The following is an 18,071-nucleotide window of genomic DNA, read 5'->3' as shown; positions in this document are numbered from 1 at the left end:
GAAATGTATTCGTTAGCTTAGCGAATGCTTGATCACTGATAAATCTGAATTGTTAGGGGATTTTATTAACTTTCGATTGCAGAAGCATTGTGATTTAGATTCTCGCTAATATTACCAGTTCTTTTTTCTTGAAAAAAAAAGAACCAATCCCGATAGATTTCTAACTGGACAAGGCTGCATAAGCTAGAACAAATGCTGGCCTTTTTCTAAAAATGTTCGCTGAACATTTTCTTAACGAAAAATCCTTCGGAAAATCTTCAGCAAGCATAAACACTAAATGCTCGCTCAAAGCTCCACCGGAGCTTTGCCGGGCCCTTTGATCATGTCTCGGCCTTCATCTTTTGCAGTAAAGCCGAGACAGCAAAGTGCCCACGCTCTCATCGCAAATTCCGTTTGCTTTCTCGAAAAGCCTTCGATAAGCAAGTTGTGTCAGAGTACCGCGAGCTTTTCGTGAACTCCTTTTAAATTACTAAAGATTTGTCTCGCAAAATTTTATGAGGCCAAATAAACTTCTCCATTCAATTTTATTACAGCTCCGTGTTATTTTGCCGTTTGTTCTCCCCAACTTTTCCGACTGATGTTTGATCATACCAAATTTTGTCATTCTTTGAAATAAACAAACAAAAAAATCAATTTATTTATTTTGATAATGCGTGAAACATGTAAGATATTAAAAAAACTGTGTAAAACGTTTCGCTCACTAATTCTGCACCTTTGTAAAGTGAATATATACCAATTCACTTATTTTAAGATGATAAATATTAACGGAGTGAAAGGAAATTGGAATGAAATAAAAGGCAAGTTGAAACAAAAATTCGCTATTCTAACAGATAGCGATCTTTTATTAATTGAGGGAAAACAAGACGAATTGCTTGGTAGACTTCAGTTGAGATTGGGCAAGACCAAAGAAGACTTACAGAAAATTATTATGAATTTATAGTTCCAAAACATTTAACTATTTAAAAAAAACAAAATGAAAAAAACAAATTTAATTTTTGGTAGCGCAGTTGTTCTAACAAGTTTATTTTTTGGCGCGTGCACTTCTTCATCTGAAAAGGTGGAAAATGCACAGGAAGAAGTAACGGAAGCAAATCAGAATCTTGAAGATGCGAATGAAGAATACAGAAAAGATTATGCGAGTTATAAAGAAGAAGTTGCAAATCGCATTACCTATAACGAACAAATTATCATAGACTTTAAAGAAAGAGTTAAGCTTCAAAAGGATGAAGCAAAAGCAGATTATGACGAGAAAATTGAGGCCTTAAATCAAAAAAACAGTGACTTAAGAAAGAGAATGGATGACTACACTGTTCAGGGGAAAGAGAGTTGGGAAGCTTTTAAAACAGAATTTGATCGCGACATGGATGAATTAGGTGAAGCGTTCAAGAATTTAAATGTAAACAACGTAAAATAAATGAATCGAATTTTGTTTACAATTTTATGCAAAAAATAAAACGAATACTATAAAAACATGTACATGCACGAAGGTTATCATTTTTGGGGAATGCATTTAATATGGTGGTTTATTTGGTTAATTATACTATTTTGGATTTTTGCCACGCCATATAATATACCGGGACAGAGACTTAAAAGAGATTCTCCACTCGATAAATTAAAGAACAGCCTGGCATCTGGCGAAATTGAAAACCAAGAATATCGGGAGAAGAAACATCTGCTTGGTAAAAACTAAGTTATTTATTTTAAGAGATACTCTATGAATCAGGTAATTTAATTTAATAAGACAATTTATGAAAATACAATTCAATACAGATAAAACAATAAATGGAGACGAACGAAACTCCGATTATTTTACGGTTTTAATTTCTGAGGGTCTAAAAAGGTATAGTGACCATATTACAAGAATTGAAGTTCATGTTACCGACGAAAATGGGCACAAAGTCGGGATAGATACTATTCGATGTCTGTTAGAAGCCCGACTTGAAGGTAAGAAACCAATGGCTGTTACTTGCCAGGCAGATACGATTGAACTGGCTGTATCAGGCGCTATTAGTAAACTAAATGCTTCATTAAAAACAATATTTGAACGACTTACGAATCACTAACGAAGCAGAACAGAGTTCACTTCATTAGTAAAAAAGCACAGACATGGCAAGAAACGAAAAAACATCTAAAAAGATAGCTGCAATAGCTTCTAAACTCTTGAAAAATCCTAAAACTTCAAAGGAAGTTAAGAGTGTAGCAGCTTCAGCGTTAACACAGGCTCCAGATAAAAAGAAAACCAAAAAGTAAGCTCTTACATTGAGTGAAAATATATAATAATTTAATAGTCAAGCTCAAAATATGGATGCGATAAAAACTTTAGGTATTTGGATGGATCATTCAACAGCCGACCTCATAGATATGGATACCGAAAATAGTAGTTCTTCAATAACTTCAAAATTTACCAATAATACAAAAGTAGAAGCAATGCATAAAAGTGAAAATTTGATGCATAATAAAGAGCAGCAAATGCAGGAAGCATTTTACAAGAAAATTGCGGATGAGATATTGAAATATGATCACGTGCTCCTATTCGGTCCAACAAATGCAAAAGCAGAACTTCATAATTATTTAAATGAGGATTTACATTTTAAGGATAAAAGAATTGACATTGAATCAACAGATAAAATGTTGGATCACGAAAAAAAAGCTTTTGTGAAAAGATATTTTAATATGCACGCATAAACAGCTGTTACACTTCAAATGAATAGCATTACACAACCATAGTACGTTAATGTTTTAAAACATAAAAGAGGCCGATCTGCATGGATCGGCCTCTTTTTGTTTCGAGGTAGGCGAGAGTTAAAAAGACTTAAGCGCGTGTTGGACTTCAGTGCAACTTGATGGGACTCATATGCGATCGCGATAAAATTCAGAAAGTTTTTCGCTAGCGTTTCGGCACATTTTATTATATTCACCTTAAACATAGAAAGATTATGCAGTAGATCGCATTTTGTTTCGAATTTTATATATTGCGAAAACATTTCCTGGTAAACTGAGACGACAGCATGACACAAGACCAACTCATACTACATTTCAATAATTATCTACCTCTCGACGATATAGAAAAAAAGGAGTTAAGTGATCGTGTAATAGAAAAAAATATCAAGCGAAAACAATTTATTCTTCAAGAAAACGATGTGTGCAAGCATTATACTTTTGTTGCCAGCGGATTACTTAAAATGTATGCGGTTGACAAAAGCGGGGTAGAACACAATCTTCAATTTGCAGCTGAGAACGAATGGATTTCTGACATCGGTAGTTTGCATTCTGAGAAACCAAGCCGACTTTATATAGAAGCAATCGAACCATCTACAATTATACAAATAGAAAAGTCAAACCTGCTTTATCTCTATACTAATTTTCCAAAATTCGACAGGAATTTTAGAGTTATAACCGAAAACAAATTCATAGAACTTGAAAACAGGGTATTACAAAATATCAGTTCTACGGCGGAAGAACGTTACCAAACATTTTTAGAATGTTACCCCAAACTTTCAAATCGACTTCCAAATACTCAAATAGCCTCTTATCTGGGCATAACACCAGAATTTCTGAGCAAAATACGCAACAACATTGCTAAAAAGTAGTTTAGTCTTAATCTAGTTTAAGGGTGTTTCTTAAACTAGTTTATAGGTGTAACAACCTTGTTAGATCTATCTTTGTGTTGTAATTAAATGCAATAAATATGAAAAAAATAATTGTACCAGTTTGTCTGCTATTGATGCTTGCAAGTTGTCGAGATTCAAAAGAAAATAAATCATTCATAAACAATCAAAATCAACCAGAAATGAACGCAACAACCGAAAAATCAGCCATTGAGAAATTATTGTTCTCCTACCGTGACGCTTTAAATGCTTCAGATGTATCAAAAATACTAACGCTCTATTCTCAAGATGGCGTGTTTATGCCTACCAATGCTCCATCGGCAAAAGGACAAGCGCAAATAAAGGACTCCTATGAGTTTGTATTTAAAACTATTCAGTTAAATATTGAGTTTTTAATTGATGAAATACGTATAGATGGAAGCCATGCATTTGCGGTAACAAGTTCTAAAGGCACAACTTTAATTCATGCCAACGGGCAAACTGTTGCTGAAGAAAACAGAGAACTGTTTGTGCTTGCAAAAGAAGATAGCGGTTGGAAAATAGCCCGTTATATGTTTAACAAAACAAAGTAATTTTCGCGAATTGTAGTGAATTGAAAGGTAATTTAAATGCCAATGGTGTAGTATGCTACGATTGGTAAAATATAAAAAGGGGCTTTAAATAATTAAAGCCCCTTTTAAATGTTGTTATATTATTTTTTTATAATAATAAATTCGGTTCGTCTGTTCGCTTGATGATCTTCCTCTGTGCAATTTCCAGCATCAACCATATCACATGAGCAAGCATTTATAAGTTTGGTTTCGCCATAACCCTTAGCGTGTATACGTTCAGGATTTTTGATTCTGCTTTTAAGATAGTCTGCAGATGATTTTGCACGTCTGTTTGATAACCTTTGATTATAGGCATTACTGGATCTACAATCTGTATGCGCGTTTAATTGCAAACTCATTGACGGATATTCGTTCAGGACATTAACAATTTTATTTAATTCGGTTTCTGCAGAAGCTCTGATTTTGTATTCATGAAAATCAAAGTAGATGGGTTTAAATCCCACGATTTTACCTAAATCTTCATTCACTTTTATTTTTTCAGCAACTGTTTTTTCCTTTTTAACTGGAACGATGTCCTCTTTTTTAGCTTGAACAATTTCTTCTTTTTTAGGCGTGAGTAAAAGAGTTACATCTGATTTTACAATTAACTCAGAACCATATGTACTGAATGCATTACTTCCGTCGTCATATTTTTCTTTTTCGCCGGTTAATTTAAAATCTTTGTCTGATTCAACGTTGAATGAAAATGCACCATCACTCTTAGTTGTCACTGTATCTATAACATAATCTTTATCGTTTAATAAAGTTATAAATGTAGAAGCTAAATATTTTTCATTTTTGTCTTTAGCATGGCCATTGATTTTTTTGTTTAGAATAAACTTAACAGAGTAGATATCATCGTCACTGCTTCCTCCAACTCTGTTAGATGAGAAATAACCTTTTGTAAGTGAACTATCCATTAAAATTGAAAAATCATCAGAAGAACTATTCAACGGTGCTCCTAAGTTTGTTGCTTTTCCAAAAACAGATCCTTTTATAGTTGAGCTAAAAATATCAAGTCCACCTAAACCGAAGTGTCCGTTGGATGCAAAAAAAAGTATTCCTTTTTCTTCTTGGTAAAATGGAAATACTTCATTTCCCTCCGTATTTATTGTATTTCCGAGATTTGTTGAATTTCCCCAAGTTCCGGCATCATCGCGTGTTACCTTATATAAATCAGCTCCACCAAATCCTCCTGGCTTGTTGCAAGTGAAATACATCGTTTTGCCGTCTTCTGATAGTGAAGGTTGTCCAACCGAGTAGTCTTTGTTGTTAAGCACAAAAGACTCTGGCTCTGACCATTTATCCTTTTCTTTATCATAGGTAGAGAAATATATTTCGATATTTACTATCAATTCTTTTTTTGTTAAGGTGTAATTATTTTTTGAGTAAGCCATAAACGTGCCTTCCTTATTAAAACTGGCCGGACCTTCGTTCATGTTCCCGTTAAAACTCTTATTAAAGTTTTCGGGATCTTTTAATTGATCACCATCTACATCTGCAACATAAATGTTCAAATAAGGTTTCCCATTTCTGTATGATGTTTTTGGCATTGATTTAGTAGTTCTGCTTGAAGCAAAAACGATTTTATTTTTATAATAACTGGTGCCAAAGTCTTGGGCGTCACTGTTAATATTTAAATTATTTATTTTGTATTTGGCGTTATTTTCTAATAGTAATGGAAGTGAAGCTTTGTTAGCTTTGTAATCGATCGCTCTAAGATCTTGTGGTGTTTGTTCTACAAATTTATCCATCCACTTACCAGCCTCTTCATATTTTTTAACTGATTTAAGTACCATCGAATAATTAAAATAATCTTCTGAATTATTGCCATCCTTCATGGTAAATAATTTTAGGTAGGCAGTTTCCGAAGAAGTGTCCTTATGCATTTTGTAATAGCTTATTGCTAATTTTCTTTGCCCATCGGTTGTGAGTTGATCTTCCGAGGAATAGGCTTCAATTGCTTCGTTATAAGAATAAATAAAATAAAACTTATCGCCTTTAATTTCGTTTTTAGATTTTTTAGCAGCTGGCTCATTTTCACCAGGAAGCGTAGAACTTATCTTTTTAAAGAATATTTTGCTTTCTGAATCTATTTCGCTCGTGTATCGTTTACTCGCTAAAGCAAATTGTTGTGCTGAGATGGTATAACTCATCCCAATAAATGCAATAATGGGTATATATAAATTTTTCATTTGGTTTGTTTTTGTGGTTTTTAAAAATATCTTGGTGAGTGAATTTGTTTTTTAGCAGCTGTCAGAAAATCGAATCTTAAAACTATTTCGTGACTTCCCTGATTGTACTTACCGGTATTTAACCCGAAAGACCAATCATATGAATAGCCAAGAAAAAGCTGTTGTGTAAAATTAAATCCGATTAAGCCACCAAAAGCGTCACTGGTACGGTACATTGCACCGAGTGTTAACTTTTTCATGATGATAAAAGAAGCTGTAAAGTCTGCCTGAATTGGAACCGCCGATGTAACCTTTACAAAAGTGGTTGGTTTAAATGCAAGATTGTCAGATAAGTTGAACACAGCACCTGCAATGAAAAAGTAATGTCTTCGTTCGCTTCCACTTAATGCTCCGTCGCTGGAATATTTATTTTCAATTAAGTTTGGAATAGAAACTCCAGCATAAAAGCGTTCTCTTGAATAATAAGCACCAAAACCAAAATTAGGAGTGATGCGTCTGTTAATGTTATTTTGAAAAGATGGATCATTCGGCACATCTAGTCCTAAAGAACTGAGGTTAGCTTGAAACATATTCACGCCAGCACTTAAGCCCAAAGCTAATTTTGATTTTTTTGTAAGATCAATTCTATAGGCAAAATCGCCGTAAAAGGATGTTCTATTACTTGGGCCAATTTTATCATTCAAAATTGAGAGTCCTAGGGCAAGATGATCATTTTTTAGTGGCGAGTGAATGGTAAGGGACTGAACTATTGGCGCGCCTTTAAAACTAACCCATTGTGATCGGTGCAGTCCGGTTATTGTTATCGCATCGCGACTTCCAGCATAGGCTGGATTTACCATTAATGTATTATACATATAATGTGTATACATTGGATCTTGTTGCCCAAAAGCACTCAGGCCAAAGAGAAGGGCTGAAACTAGTACTAATTTGGATTTTTTATTTTTATATGTTTTCATTTTTTTTACTAATTAATTGTGATTATGTTTTTCTAATTCTACGGCTCTTTATTATTAACTCGATGTAGTTATCTGAATTTTATTTTTAAGATTATCTGTTTAAGTAGATTGTTCCCTTGTATACGGGTGTGCCATTTTTCAAATCAAGAATGTAGAAATAAGTACCAACTGGTAAATTGTCGCCACCAATTCTCAAGCCCATTGTTGCTTTACCGTTCCAGTTATTCTGGTAAGGACTCGCTTCAAATACTTTTTCTCCCCAACGATTAAAAATCACGAAGGCATTATCCGGAAAATAGGTTATTCCTCTGATAACAAAAACATCATTTATTCCATCGTCATTAGGAGAATATCCTTCTGGAATGTAGAAATCAATATCAATGCAATCGTGCACTGACACAGTTATTGTAGAAGCAGCTGACTTGCAATTATTAGCAGTTATTTCTAAAGTGTAAGTACCTGCATTTGATATTAATGCAGAAATAATAGTAGGATTTTGAACATTCGTTGAGTAACTACTTGGACCTGTCCAGGTGTACGTTGCACCAGAAACACTTTGAGTTGTTAAAGCTATTGGTTTGCCAACGCATACAGAAAAATTAGAACTAACTATTGGATTTTGTGCAGAATTTAACACTAAAGAAACATTTGCAGAAGTATAATTTGTTGCGCAGGATCCACTCACGATAAGATTGTAGTTTGCGGAAGCATCGCTAATAATGGTAGGATTTATGTTTAAAGTTGCTGAAGTTGCTCCTGAAACACTAGTACTGTTGTTTAAATTTACTGTTCCATTTCTCCACTGATAGGTATATCCTGATCCTGATGCGGAAACAGAAAATCCTGCAGGACTTCCTACACAAACAGTTTGATCAATGGCTGAAACCAAAATAACTGGAGACGAAGTAAGCACTAAAGAAATGTTTGTAGATGTGTAATTCGGTAAACATGGGCCGCTAATAATAACGTTGTAGAAAGAAGAAGAATCTGCAACAGTAACTGGGTTAATTATAAGCGTCGCCGTGTTTGCGCCCGAAATATTTCCGCCGTTGATTAAGTTAATTGATCCATTTCTCCATTGGTAGGTAAGACCTGTTCCCGAGACATTGGCAATGAAGTCAGCTGAATTTCCAGCACACACAGTTTGATTACTTATGGCTGCTGCAATTGTAGGTGATGCAGCAATTGATAAGGAAACATTGGCAGATGTAAAGTTTGTCGTGCATAATCCACTGATAATAACGTTGTAGTAGGAAGAAGTGTCGCTTATGCTAGCGGGATTAATTACCAAGGTAGCTGAATTTGCACCGGATATATTTGCACCATTTACTAAATTCACTGTTCCGTTTCTCCATTGATAGGTATACCCTGTAGCGTTTGGTGCTACTGAAAAACTAGCTCCGCTGCCATTACAGATAATTTGATCATTAATAGGATTATTAATAGAAGGTGAGTTGTTTACAGCTAAAGAAATATTTGTTGATGTGTAATTACTTCCACAAGCGCCTGTAATAATAAGATTGTAGTTATTGGCAGCATCCAAAGCTGCCACTGGATTAATGGTTAATGTAGCTGTTGTAGCTCCAGAAATAGCTCCACCATTTATTAAGTTGGTGGTTCCTTTTCTCCATTGGTATGTGAGTGCACTTGCAACTGAAACAGAAAATGTGACTGGACTTCCAATACAAACAGTTTGATTAGGAATACTTGTTGTTATGGTTGCAGAAGGATTAACTACTAATGAAATATTTGTAGTAGTATAATCTCCGGCACAACCGCCTCCGATTACAAGGTTATAGTCGCTTGCAGCATCTAGAACATTTACAGGATTTAGTGTTAAGGTGGCAGAAGTTGCTCCTGAGATATTTCCACCATTAAGTAAGTTTGTGGTTCCTTTTCTCCATTGATAGGAAGTTCCACCGGTTGATGATACTGAGAAAACTACCGAACTTCCGGCACAAACAGTTTGATCTGTTGAGGCACCGGAGATTCCAACTGACGGTGGAATATTTACCGTTGATGCAAACGTGCTTAATGCCCCGGTTGTAGTGAGTATCCTGCCATTAAGATTTACACCTGTAGCTAAAATAATGGCTGCATTATTTACGATAAAAGTTCCTTTTGAAATGGAGTTGCCATTTATGCTGAGCGCTCCATCAATTTTCCAAAATACATTTTTTGCTTGTGTACCATTAATTAAGATGATTTTAGAATTAACACTTGTAGAAAAAGCACCATTAACTTGAATTACAAATACAGCGTTCGCATTTCCTTGTGCATTTAAATAAAGAGAGTCTGTAAGCGTTACGGCACCATTCATTAAATATGTATGTGGTGTAAGTACAAGGTTATTTCCGAATTGAGCTGGATATAATAATAGTATATCATTTGGCAGCGTATTTAAATAGGTATAAACATTTCCTAAATCCACAGAACATTGAGCGGTAGAAAGATCGGGGATAGGATGAATTGCGCCCAAAACAAACAAAGGATTGTAACCAGTTGTTAGTCCATTATTGCTGCCAATATCACCTGTTACTGTTGTTACTCCAACATTTGTTACAGCACCGTTTGCTGAGAAGATTGCATAACAGGCCGCTGAGGCCAGTGCTGGTGCAGCTGGACCATTTAATATTGCCGCGTTACAACCCAGAGGAGTGTATACTAAAACATTATTAACGGAAACAGCTCCGGTAGTAGAAAGTGCGCGACCTTCTAATGTCACACTTGAACTCATGCTGATTGCTGCGTTGTTCGCGATGATGGTTCCTTTAAAACTTGTTCCAGAAGACAAACCAACGGCTCCTTCCACTTTCCAAAACACATTACACGCCTGAGCGCTATTACTTAATGTAATTACTGCATTTGAGTTTGAAGAAAATGTACCACTAATTAAAAATATAAAAACAGCAGAAGGGTTTCCTTGTGCATTTAATATAAGTGTGTTGCTTAATATAGAATTTCCTGATAACGAATAAACGCCGGCAGTTAACACGGCGCCATTTCCTAGAGGCGATGCGGGAAAAAATCCTGGTACAGTTGTATTAAGTTGGTTATAAGCCGTCAATAGATCGGCTGCACACAGTGCAGTTGCACCGTTGTTATTAAGCATGTTACCATTCACATTTCCAAAACCAGTGCTTGGACCAACGTTTGATCCTACATTGCCGGTAACATGAGAAGTTCCAACATTTGTAACTGCACCAATAGAGGTAAAGAGTGCGAAATTTGCGGAAGTACCAAGGTTTGGCGCTTGTCCGTAATTTATAGCTGGGATTAAAAAAAGTAAAGCCACTATTAGCGCAATAAGTAATTTATTTTTCATTTCAGTCAAGTTTATTATCGAATTCATTTTCATACTCAAAGGTATCTTGTGAAGTATGAGTTAGTGTTACAGAATTAAATTAAAGAGTTGCAGAAGTCACGTATTTTAACTTAATAGAAAGTGGTTTCAGCTGAAACGTGTTGCAGTAGTGGTTCAGAGGCTACATTTATTTTATTAAACTAAGATTATTCATTTCTTGAACAAGCAAAAGAAATAATGTATTTAATTCTTTCTTGATTTTTTGAGCGGAATTATATTTATAGGATTTTAATATTAGTTTAATTATTATGCGATTAATTTTGTGCACTACGCAATAATTAAACTCTCATAGTAAATCTCTATTAAAAAGCTCCGGAAAAGAGTGTGAAGATATACAAGCCTTGTAAGCCAATACGGAACTGCTGTACAGTGAGGTGACGTCTTTTTGTAAACAGGGTTTTTATAAAGGTTGTTAGAAAGGCACTTTTAGATAAGGTAATGCATTAGCTAAAAAGTTTTATTTCCAATAGTGTTGAGTCATTTGTTTTTTCAAACGAATAATTTAAGCCAGAGTGGTCTTTGAACACTGTTTGCGACATGGATCGTTTTTTTGGTCTTGGTTTACTATCTATAAAAAAAGCAAACCCCCCGCTAGAGCAGAGATTTGCAGAAAGGGTTCAAGGATTTTACTTTTTGTCTTTTTTGTTTCCGTCAGTTTCCTTTTTTTCGGAATTCTTGCTGCCATTTTTGTCTTGGTTAGCAGTTGGATTTTTAGGATTGATTTCCTTTTTGTTTCCGTCCTTTTCCGGTTTTTGGTTTAAAGGGTTACCTGACTTGTTCTGATTTGGCTGGTTGTTCTGATTTTTTTCTGTTTTCATGTTTTATAGTTTAGTAAAGATTGAAGAACAAAGTTGCGCACAAGCGTGTCGAAAAGTATTACAGAATCCGAGGAATAAATTACATAGTTCACATGCAAACAAATAGGATGCAACCTTAATACCAATTTGAAAAATAATTTAGTCTAATCAAAATTATCTTTCAGTACGCTGGCCGGTGTGATGTATCCCGATAACTATCGAATTGGCGTCAAGTTAAGGCACTTGAAGAGCCCTTGAGTCTCTTTAGTACCAAGACCTTTGACTTTCTTTTTTCTTGAAAAAAAGAAACAAAAATTCAAGGCTTCATAAAATTTTGCGGAAAATCTGCAGCAAGCTTAAACCTAAATGCTCGCTCAAAGCTCCACCGGAGCTTTGCCGGGCCCTTTGATCATGTCTCGGCCGTCATTTACGCTATTAAGCCGAGACAGCAAAGTGCCCACGCTCTCATCGCAAATGCCGTTTCCTTTCTCGAAAAGCCTTCAATAACCAATGCGTGTTTGACTACTGCAAACTTTTCGAGAACTCTTTTTAAATTGCTGAAGATTTGTCTCGTAAAATTTTATAAGGCCAGACCACCAGAACCCTCTCACTAAAAGGGCTAGCGTCTTATTTGTATCTTTTTATCTAGACACAGATTCGATAATAATCGGGAGGTAGGTACCGATTATTCAAAATGACGGTGCAATTGAAAATTGGACAATCTATTTTGTTACATCGGTATAATTATTGTTTTAATCCAAAATAGATGAGTAGCACCGGCAAGGTTACGGTTACAAAAACCAGCACTTTGCCAAAATCAATTTTTTTGGTGCGCTCAAGGTTGTCCGAACACTGACTGCAGGATTCTATGCTGATCACTTTGTCTTCAAGCGAGTAGGCAATGGCTACTTTTACGTAGTCACCAATAACTTTTTTGCCGTTCACAGGCTTGGTATTAAACGCAAAGGTTCTGCGATCGGTTAAACGGTACACATATAAAAAAGTAGTGCATGTGTCGTTACGTGTTTTTAAATCGTAAGGCTGAATGCCAAGTATATTGTCTACAGCTGTTTTCGACATTCCCAATTCAATGGCTAGTACTTTTTCGAGGGTGGTATATTTTGGTGACCTTACAATACAGGAACTTAGGAGAAGAAGGATAAAAGGAATTTTTAGTAGCTGATTTTTCATTTTTTTAATTCTATTTTTCCACTCTTTGTGAGCTTGAGGTGAAATGATTCTTCTAAAGGAATAGTAGATTCAAGTGTAGCTTCTAGTGCTAACGTGTAATCATAAGTATCTTTATCGACAAGTATTTTAAACAAAGTATTTCCAATGTTTTTTATTTCAATTTCTATGGGTAGATCAATAAACGTTGTTCCAAAAGGTCTAATAGATATAGCTTTTTTGTAAGTTCCTTGTAAAGATCCCTGTTTTGAAATGTCCATCGTGTAACGAATATCCTGGACGGAGAGATTAACAACGCTGTAATTGATTATTTTAACTCTAGCAATTGCTTGTATATATTTTAAGCGAATCTTTTTCCATTTTATTTGTTCGATTTTTAACTCAGGAGGCTGTGGAATTTTTATTTTCGCCGATTTTTTAATCGGGATTTTCGCTGCGCCAAAAATTGTAGAGTATCCAAGATCAATGTCAACGGAATAGCCAATACTGTCACCTTTTTTGCGTTCAGTTTTTAAATCTTTCAAAATAGCAACGTATGGAATTTTTAGAGAAAAATCAACGGTGTCGCTTCCATATGCGGGTAGTTTTATTCCAAGCGATTTTTTATTTTGCAAATAGGTTTTGTTGAGCAGAGCTACTTTGTATAGTAGAGTGTCTATTTCTATTTTAAGAAAAAACTGGTTTGTTACTATAAAACTTGCAGTAACAAAGGAGGTATCTCTTTCTACTGAGATAAGTATGTCACCTGTTTGTTCTACCGTTGGTATAAAGGGAGTTGATAACTTACTTCGAAAAACATATCCCAGACAAGATGCAATTACTAATATGATAAAGACAATGCTAATTATACGCTTAATTTTTTTCATTTTCAGCTGAATAAATTTCCAACCAACAAAGATGATTTTTGCAAGATCTTAAGTGTTACATAATCTTAGGAATTTGTTGTATAATTATCACTTTGTTATTTTATCAAAAAACCTTCCAGTCGCTTGATTATAGTGCCTTTCGCAAAAGATATGATTCTGGCCACGAATTGTAGTAAATAACGCAACATTATATTTCCATTAAGTTCTTGAATAAACGACTCTTTCTCGTATTTAAGGTTACCTTTGTTTACATTAGAATGCTTAAATGATAAAGGTGTTCGGTGTAGTTTTCACAAACTAATGTCAATGAAAATGAAACCATCACTAAAAAAAGGCAAGAAAAAATCTGTCTTAAACAAAAGCATCCATTCAAAAGTTGCCGCTATTCCAAAAAAAGAGGCTAAGCTCCGTAAGGATCAATTACAGAAAACATCTAGCGTAGAAAAAAGTCAGGCAGAGCCAAATGCATTTACGATAGTGGCTATTGGTGCCTCTGCTGGTGGTCTGGAAGCGATTACTGAGTTTTTAAAGAACCTGTCGCCGAATACGGGTATGGCATTCATTTATGTACAACATCTTAGCCCAGATCACAAAAGCATGTTGTCTTCTCTTTTATCCAAAACTACTATTATGAAAGTTCAGGATGTGGAAGATATGGATAAGATGGAACCAAACAATGTATACATAATGCCTTATAACAAAGGAATTGAGGTTACAGACGGTCACATAAAATTACTCCCTCGACAAAACAAATCGTTTATTCTCTCGATTGACGTGCTTTTCTCCTCCTTGGCTGAAACGCATAAAGACAATGTGATCGGTATTGTGCTTTCGGGCAGTGGCCACGATGGTACATTAGGACTTAAACAAATAAAGGAAGCGGGCGGAATAATTTTTGCCCAGAATGAAACTGCAAAATTCAGCAGTATGCCAGAATCAGCCATAGCCGAGGGTATTGTGGATTTTGTTTTATCACCTAAACAAATTGCAACTAAGCTTAATTGGATGAGCAAGCATCCATTAATTACGCGAAAGGGAGGAAAGCTTGCTCCAGAAGATGAAATAGATAATAGAGATCCTTATTTGAAAGTGATTATGCAACTCTTGGATAAAAACAAACAGGTTGATTTTAGTCGCTACAAAATGAATACAATCAAACGACGCATTTTAAGGCGGATGTTGATCCTAAAAATAACAGATTTAAAACAGTATTCAGAAATACTGAAACAAAAAAAAGATGAAACGGATTTGCTTTATGCAGATTTACTCATTAATGTAACTGAGTTTTTTAGAGATCCGGATGCGTTTGTGCGTTTAAAAAATATTATTTTTCCAAAGCTTCTCAAAAGTAAAAAGCAGGGTGAGTCGCTGCGTATTTGGGTAGCGGCTTGCGCCACTGGAGAGGAAGTGTACAGTTTCGCTATGTTATTATTTGAGATTCAAGACACTAAAGTCAATAAGATCCCTTTCCAGATTTTTGCCTCTGATTTAAGTACAGACGCTATTAATCAGGCACGCATAGGAGAATACTCGGTTCACCAGCTTAAAAATGTTTCATCAAAACGCCTCCAGCATTTCTTTACAAAATCGCGGGATAAATACCGCGTCATCAAATCACTCCGCGATGTTTGTATTTTTGCGCCTCACAATATTTTACGCGATCCTCCTTTTTCGCGCGTAGATTTTATCAGTTGCCGCAACCTGCTCATATATCTGGATACCACGGCACAGAAAAAAGCAATTTCCACATTTCATTATGCGCTTAATGATAAGGGCTTTTTGATGCTTGGTAAATCAGAAACCATTGGTTCGTCAACACAACTTTTTACTGCATCCCCCGATAAAAAAATTAAAATATATATCCGTAAAAAAGATTCCAGTACACGCAGCACGACAAATGTTTTACCCCGCATTCAACAAAAAAATACGATAGTAAGGGTGATGCACCAATCTATTCGTTCTCAAAAAATAGGTTCTGCTGCTTTGGGAAGTCTTGGTAACGCATTCGATTTGATTCTGCTTTCAAACTATGTGCCGGCTAGTATAGTTATTAATCACGATCTTGATATTCTTCAGTTTCGAGGCCAGACAGCACTATACCTTCAGAATTCTACCGGAAGAGCCAGCTTAAATGTTTTAAAAATGGTACATCCGGAAATAACGTTTGAGTTGCGGAATGCTATACACCACGCCATTAAAACAAAACAAACGGTGAATAAAACCGGCATTGAAGTGAACCGTGATAAAGCAGGAGTGGCCCTGCGTATCGTTAATCTTGAAGTATCTCCACTGATAATGGAAGGTGAAGAAGAGCTGTTGATTATTATTTTTACTGGACAACAAAGTAGTCAATTGTCTGAGAATTCAATTAAAGACACGAAAAACAATTCACTAGCAAGAGACAGAAGAATAAAAAAACTCGAAGAGGAAATAGCAGCTTCTCGTCTCGATATGGCCACTATCACCCATGATCAGGAGGCCGCCAATGAAGAACTACAAAGTGCTAACGAAGAAATTGTTTCGAGCAATGAGGAATTGCAAAGTCTCAATGAAGAGCTTGAAACGTCAAAGGAAGAAATAGAGTCTACAAATGAAGAGCTGATAACTACCAACCAAGAGCTTCAGGCACGAATTCTAGAAGTGGAAGAACTTTATAATTATTATGAAATAATTCTTTCTACCATTCATGAGCCCATGCTTATTATTGATAAGGATATGCGCGTTAAGTCAGCTAATAAATCATTTTGCGCACTATTTAAAATTACTGAAGAAAAAAGTACCGGAGTATCGCTCTTTAGTTTAAATAATCGCCAATGGAATATTCCACGCCTGCGTGAACTACTCGATAATGTTATCTTAAAGAATAAACCTTTTCAAGATTTTGAAGCTGAGCTTAATTTACCCGTTTCAGGAAAAAAGACTTTGCTGCTTAACGCTCATGGCATTGTGCAACAAAGTAATAATGAAGAGCTCATTGTTCTTACTATTTCAGACGTTACACAAATAAAGAAATTGGCTTTTGATCTCAGACAGAAGGAAAAGAAAGTACTGGAAGTAAAACTCGAAGTGGAAAAAAAGGCCATGAAAAAGATCGAGAAAATTAATTGTGAGTTGATACAGGCGAAAAATAATGCAGAACATAAAACAGAAATTGCAGAGAATGCCGTAAAGGCCAAACAACAGTTTCTTTCAAATATGAGCCATGAAATCAGAACGCCAATGAATGCAATTATTGGCTTTACGAATGTAGTTTTAAAAACACAACTTAATGACTCTCAGAAGGAATACATCAATGCGATTAAACTTTCTGGTGATTCTTTGATAATACTCATAAACGACATTCTTGACATTGCTAAAGTAGATGCAGGAAAAATGACTTTTGAGCAGATACCATTTAATCTTTCACACTCTATTACTGCAATACTTCATTTGTTTGAAATTAAGATTCTGGAAAAAAACTTAGAACTGATTAAGGAGTACGATGACGCGATTCCCGAAATTTTAATTGGCGATCCCTTGCGTTTACGACAAATAATTTTAAACCTCTTGAGCAATGCGGTTAAATTTACGCATACCGGAAAAATTATTATAAGTATACGCCTCATCAAAGAAGATGAAAAAAACACAAACATTGAATTTACAATTGCAGACACAGGTATAGGGATTCCTGAAAACAAGTTAAAAAATGTATTTAATAGCTTTGAACAAGCTTCAAGAGAAACTTCTAGGTCATATGGCGGATCAGGCTTGGGGCTTGCTATAGTAAAACAATTGGTCGAGCTACAAGGCGGAACAATCGCATTAAATAGCGTGGTCGGCGAAGGATCTTCCTTTAGCTTTGTTCTCGATTTTGAAAAGCTAGGTTTAAGTACGGAGTTTAAAACAAACGAAACAGAAACCTTAACAAAAGATACTCTGCTAAAAACAATAAAGGTTTTGGTTGCCGAAGATATTGCTCTAAACCAACTTTTAATTAAGTTGATTCTAACAGATTTTGGATTTGAATTTGATATTGTAAGTAATGGTAAACTCGCTATCGACCTGCTCAAAAAGAATGTCTACGATGTTGTTTTAATGGATCTGCAAATGCCCGAAATGAATGGCTTTGAAGCAACCGAACATATCCGTAAGGAAATGCATTCAAACATCCCGATAATTGCTCTTACAGCAGATGTTACTTCAATGGATGATGAAAAATGCAAAAAGTTAGGCGTGACTGATTATATCTCAAAACCAGTTGATGAGAAATTGTTGTATAGCAAAATTGTAAGGCTTGTAAGTAAATCCGATTCTTTGGTACACAGTAATTTGTATAAGAAAAAAGATTTATAAGATTACATGATCTTGAATGAAACAAAAAGCTGTCTGAATTCAGACAGCTTTTTTTACGCTTTACTTTCTATAAGCTATTTTACTTAATTAAATTTTCTTGGAATTAATTAAATGAAATTGTCATATTTTAACGAATAAAATATAGATAGTTCATTGCAAACTAGTCCTATAATCC

The 18,071-nt window shown here is 35.2% G+C and carries 15 protein-coding genes; 9 read left to right on the top strand and 6 right to left on the bottom strand.

The features are described 5' to 3' along the window. Nucleotides 1-751 precede the first annotated feature (751 nt). From P2086_RS17625 to P2086_RS17590, 8 genes are all read left to right on the top strand, one after another. On the top strand, nt 752-940 hold the full coding sequence (locus tag P2086_RS17625; protein ID WP_317898082.1) for a CsbD family protein: 189 nt from the start codon (nt 752-754) through the stop codon (nt 938-940). A 33-nt stretch (nt 941-973) separates the two neighbouring features. Further along, nucleotides 974-1,414, top strand: coding sequence for a sll1863 family stress response protein (locus P2086_RS17620; RefSeq protein ID WP_317898081.1), 441 nt, complete (start codon nt 974-976; stop codon nt 1,412-1,414). A 63-nt stretch (nt 1,415-1,477) separates the two neighbouring features. Continuing rightward, entirely contained in the window at nt 1,478-1,690 is a 213-nt protein-coding gene (locus P2086_RS17615) for an SHOCT domain-containing protein (RefSeq protein WP_317898080.1), read from the top strand. Between the two features lie 58 nt (nt 1,691-1,748). Then, nucleotides 1,749-2,063 carry an HPF/RaiA family ribosome-associated protein gene (locus tag P2086_RS17610; RefSeq protein WP_317898079.1) on the top strand — a complete coding sequence of 105 codons (315 nt, stop codon included), beginning with the start codon at nt 1,749-1,751 and terminating at the stop codon, nt 2,061-2,063. 43 nt (nt 2,064-2,106) lie between these two features. Beyond that, nucleotides 2,107-2,250, top strand: coding sequence for a hypothetical protein (locus P2086_RS17605; RefSeq protein ID WP_317898078.1), 144 nt, complete (start codon nt 2,107-2,109; stop codon nt 2,248-2,250). A gap of 51 nt (nt 2,251-2,301) precedes the next feature. Beyond that, nucleotides 2,302-2,685: a hypothetical protein gene (locus P2086_RS17600; RefSeq protein ID WP_317898077.1), complete on the top strand. Its 384-nt coding sequence runs from the start codon at nt 2,302-2,304 to the stop codon at nt 2,683-2,685. Nucleotides 2,686-3,008: 323 nt separating this feature from the next. Then, nucleotides 3,009-3,590, top strand: coding sequence for a Crp/Fnr family transcriptional regulator (locus P2086_RS17595; protein WP_317898076.1), 582 nt, complete (start codon nt 3,009-3,011; stop codon nt 3,588-3,590). 98 nt (nt 3,591-3,688) lie between these two features. Further along, entirely contained in the window at nt 3,689-4,180 is a 492-nt protein-coding gene (locus P2086_RS17590; protein WP_317898075.1) for a YybH family protein, read from the top strand. Between the two features lie 119 nt (nt 4,181-4,299). Here the strand turns inward: P2086_RS17590 and P2086_RS17585 are convergent, their stop codons facing one another. From P2086_RS17585 to P2086_RS17560, 6 genes are all read right to left on the bottom strand, one after another. Then, entirely contained in the window at nt 4,300-6,393 is a 2,094-nt protein-coding gene (locus P2086_RS17585) for an OmpA family protein (RefSeq protein WP_317898074.1), read from the bottom strand. A gap of 20 nt (nt 6,394-6,413) precedes the next feature. Continuing rightward, a complete protein-coding gene (locus P2086_RS17580) occupies nt 6,414-7,349 on the bottom strand; it encodes a PorP/SprF family type IX secretion system membrane protein (protein ID WP_317898073.1) in 936 nt (311 codons plus the stop codon). Between the two features lie 91 nt (nt 7,350-7,440). Then, nucleotides 7,441-10,674, bottom strand: a complete 3,234-nt coding sequence (locus P2086_RS17575; RefSeq protein ID WP_317898072.1) for an ice-binding family protein — start codon at nt 10,672-10,674, stop codon at nt 7,441-7,443. A 665-nt stretch (nt 10,675-11,339) separates the two neighbouring features. Further along, nucleotides 11,340-11,531 (bottom strand): hypothetical protein, encoded by a 192-nt coding sequence (locus tag P2086_RS17570; RefSeq protein ID WP_317898071.1) that lies wholly within the window; start codon nt 11,529-11,531, stop codon nt 11,340-11,342. A gap of 723 nt (nt 11,532-12,254) precedes the next feature. Further along, nucleotides 12,255-12,701 (bottom strand): hypothetical protein, encoded by a 447-nt coding sequence (locus tag P2086_RS17565; protein ID WP_317898070.1) that lies wholly within the window; start codon nt 12,699-12,701, stop codon nt 12,255-12,257. Then, a complete protein-coding gene (locus tag P2086_RS17560; RefSeq protein ID WP_317898069.1) occupies nt 12,698-13,564 on the bottom strand; it encodes an LEA type 2 family protein in 867 nt (288 codons plus the stop codon). The genes P2086_RS17565 and P2086_RS17560 overlap by 4 nt, the downstream gene beginning before the upstream one ends. Nucleotides 13,565-13,876: 312 nt before the next feature. On the opposite strand from P2086_RS17560, the gene P2086_RS17555 reads away from it, so the two are divergent. Then, on the top strand, nt 13,877-17,896 hold the full coding sequence (locus P2086_RS17555; protein ID WP_317898068.1) for a chemotaxis protein CheB: 4,020 nt from the start codon (nt 13,877-13,879) through the stop codon (nt 17,894-17,896). Nucleotides 17,897-18,071: the final 175 nt, after the last annotated feature.

Source organism: Aurantibacillus circumpalustris (assembly GCF_029625215.1).
GTDB lineage: Bacteria > Bacteroidota > Bacteroidia > B-17B0 > Aurantibacillaceae > Aurantibacillus > Aurantibacillus circumpalustris.
Note: the sequence above shows the minus strand (reverse complement) of the source record. Positions and strands in the feature narration are given on the sequence as shown.

What these genes read in the sequence shown, in the direction of transcription:
- P2086_RS17600 (WP_317898077.1), top strand. Translation starts at nt 2,302, where the DNA reads ATGGATGCGATAAAAACTTTAGGTATTTGGATGGATCATTCAACAGCC.
- P2086_RS17615 (WP_317898080.1), top strand. Translation starts at nt 1,478, where the DNA reads ATGCACGAAGGTTATCATTTTTGGGGAATGCATTTAATATGGTGGTTT.
- P2086_RS17605 (WP_317898078.1), top strand. Translation starts at nt 2,107, where the DNA reads ATGGCAAGAAACGAAAAAACATCTAAAAAGATAGCTGCAATAGCTTCT.
- P2086_RS17585 (WP_317898074.1), bottom strand. Translation starts at nt 6,393, where the DNA reads ATGAAAAATTTATATATACCCATTATTGCATTTATTGGGATGAGTTAT.
- P2086_RS17590 (WP_317898075.1), top strand. Translation starts at nt 3,689, where the DNA reads ATGAAAAAAATAATTGTACCAGTTTGTCTGCTATTGATGCTTGCAAGT.
- P2086_RS17575 (WP_317898072.1), bottom strand. Translation starts at nt 10,674, where the DNA reads ATGAAAAATAAATTACTTATTGCGCTAATAGTGGCTTTACTTTTTTTA.
- P2086_RS17580 (WP_317898073.1), bottom strand. Translation starts at nt 7,349, where the DNA reads ATGAAAACATATAAAAATAAAAAATCCAAATTAGTACTAGTTTCAGCC.
- P2086_RS17625 (WP_317898082.1), top strand. Translation starts at nt 752, where the DNA reads ATGATAAATATTAACGGAGTGAAAGGAAATTGGAATGAAATAAAAGGC.
- P2086_RS17570 (WP_317898071.1), bottom strand. Translation starts at nt 11,531, where the DNA reads ATGAAAACAGAAAAAAATCAGAACAACCAGCCAAATCAGAACAAGTCA.
- P2086_RS17595 (WP_317898076.1), top strand. Translation starts at nt 3,009, where the DNA reads ATGACACAAGACCAACTCATACTACATTTCAATAATTATCTACCTCTC.
- P2086_RS17555 (WP_317898068.1), top strand. Translation starts at nt 13,877, where the DNA reads ATGAAACCATCACTAAAAAAAGGCAAGAAAAAATCTGTCTTAAACAAA.
- P2086_RS17620 (WP_317898081.1), top strand. Translation starts at nt 974, where the DNA reads ATGAAAAAAACAAATTTAATTTTTGGTAGCGCAGTTGTTCTAACAAGT.
- P2086_RS17610 (WP_317898079.1), top strand. Translation starts at nt 1,749, where the DNA reads ATGAAAATACAATTCAATACAGATAAAACAATAAATGGAGACGAACGA.
- P2086_RS17565 (WP_317898070.1), bottom strand. Translation starts at nt 12,701, where the DNA reads ATGAAAAATCAGCTACTAAAAATTCCTTTTATCCTTCTTCTCCTAAGT.
- P2086_RS17560 (WP_317898069.1), bottom strand. Translation starts at nt 13,564, where the DNA reads ATGAAAAAAATTAAGCGTATAATTAGCATTGTCTTTATCATATTAGTA.